3 protein-coding genes are annotated in these 1,160 nt (G+C 53.1%); all 3 read right to left on the minus strand.

Annotated features, from left to right (window positions below):
- The coding region (locus tag RMP09_RS11555) for a S4 domain-containing protein (protein ID WP_310566119.1) at positions 1-192 on the minus strand (192 nt) is incomplete at its 3' end.
- Positions 189-803: a recombination mediator RecR gene (gene recR, locus RMP09_RS11560; protein ID WP_310566120.1), complete on the minus strand. Its 615-nt coding sequence runs from the start codon at positions 801-803 to the stop codon at positions 189-191. The genes recR and RMP09_RS11555, both read right to left, overlap by 4 nt.
- Positions 803-1,129, minus strand: coding sequence for a YbaB/EbfC family nucleoid-associated protein (locus tag RMP09_RS11565; RefSeq protein ID WP_310566123.1), 327 nt, complete (start codon positions 1,127-1,129; stop codon positions 803-805). The genes recR and RMP09_RS11565 overlap by 1 nt, the downstream gene beginning before the upstream one ends.
- Positions 1,130-1,160 lie beyond the last annotated feature (31 nt).

Below are 1,160 nucleotides of genomic sequence, written 5' to 3' on the forward strand. Positions count from 1 at the left end.
TGCCGGTTCGTCGTTCACGCTGACACGCCCTGCAGCGATCCATTCTTCCATCAAGCGGCGCGAACCGAAACCAGCTTGAGCCAATACCTTCTGTAACTTTTCTCCGGACAATTTTTCTCCGGGCAGGCTTTCACCGACCGCTTCGTCACCAGCTAAAGTTTTTTGCGGAACTGCTTTGCCATTCTTGTTCATGCTATTACCTCGCGCCGTTCCAACACGGCCTGCGCCAATGTGCCGCTATCAACCTGTTCCAATTCACCGCCGACCGGCAAGCCACGCGCGATGCCTTGGGAGTGCAGCAATGTTGCCAGATAGTGCGCTGTGGCATCGCCTTCCACCGTAAAATTGGTCGCCAATATCACTTCAGCCAATTTTCCTTCGTGGGTGTGCTCCTGTACTCGTTTGAGCAAACGCTCAAAATGTAATTCTTTGGAACCAATGCCATCCAGCGGCGAAAGTCGCCCCATCAGGACGAAATACATTCCGCGATAACACTGCGTTTGCTCCATCATCAATAAGTCGGCTGGCATTTCGACGACGCACAGCAAATCAGCGTCGCGTTTCGGTGACGCACACATTGCACACACATCATGCTCGGAGAAGTTATTGCACTTGCTGCAGTGCTGAATATTGCTGGCAGCCAACTCGAGCGATTCAGCCAGACGCAATGCCCCGGCGCGATCTCGCTGCAACAGATGATAAGCCATACGTTGCGCGGACTTTGGGCCTACGCCCGGCAAACAACGCAATGCGGCAATCAATTCTTCCAGATGGGAAGGCATCACCAATGGGGAGAATGTCATCAGAACGGCAACTTCACTCCGGGCGGCAAACCCATACCGGCAGTAAAGCCGCTCATGCGCTGCTCTGAAACAGCTTCCGCTTTTTTCATCGCGTCATTAAGAGCCAACACAATCAGATCTTCCAGCATTTCCTTGTCATCGGATAACAAACTGTCGTCCAACGATACGCGACGCACCTCATGCGCACAGGTCACGGTCACTTTAACCATGCCTGAACCTGCCTGGCCTTCCACCTCGACGCTAGCCAGTTCAGCTTGCGCCTTTTGCATGTTCTGCTGCATTTGCTGCGCCTGCTTCATCAATCCGCCCAATCCACCCTTCATCATCATCATGCCCTCCTGTACTTACGATATTGGT

This window comes from Hydrogenophaga sp. (assembly GCF_031426985.1).
In the GTDB taxonomy this organism is placed as follows: domain Bacteria; phylum Pseudomonadota; class Gammaproteobacteria; order Burkholderiales; family Burkholderiaceae_C; genus Hydrogenophaga.

Excerpts from the sequence above, each read along its gene's own strand:
- RMP09_RS11565 (WP_310566123.1), bottom strand. The coding sequence starts at position 1,129 with ATGATGAAGGGTGGATTGGGCGGATTGATGAAGCAGGCGCAGCAAATG.
- recR (WP_310566120.1), bottom strand. The coding sequence starts at position 803 with ATGACATTCTCCCCATTGGTGATGCCTTCCCATCTGGAAGAATTGATT.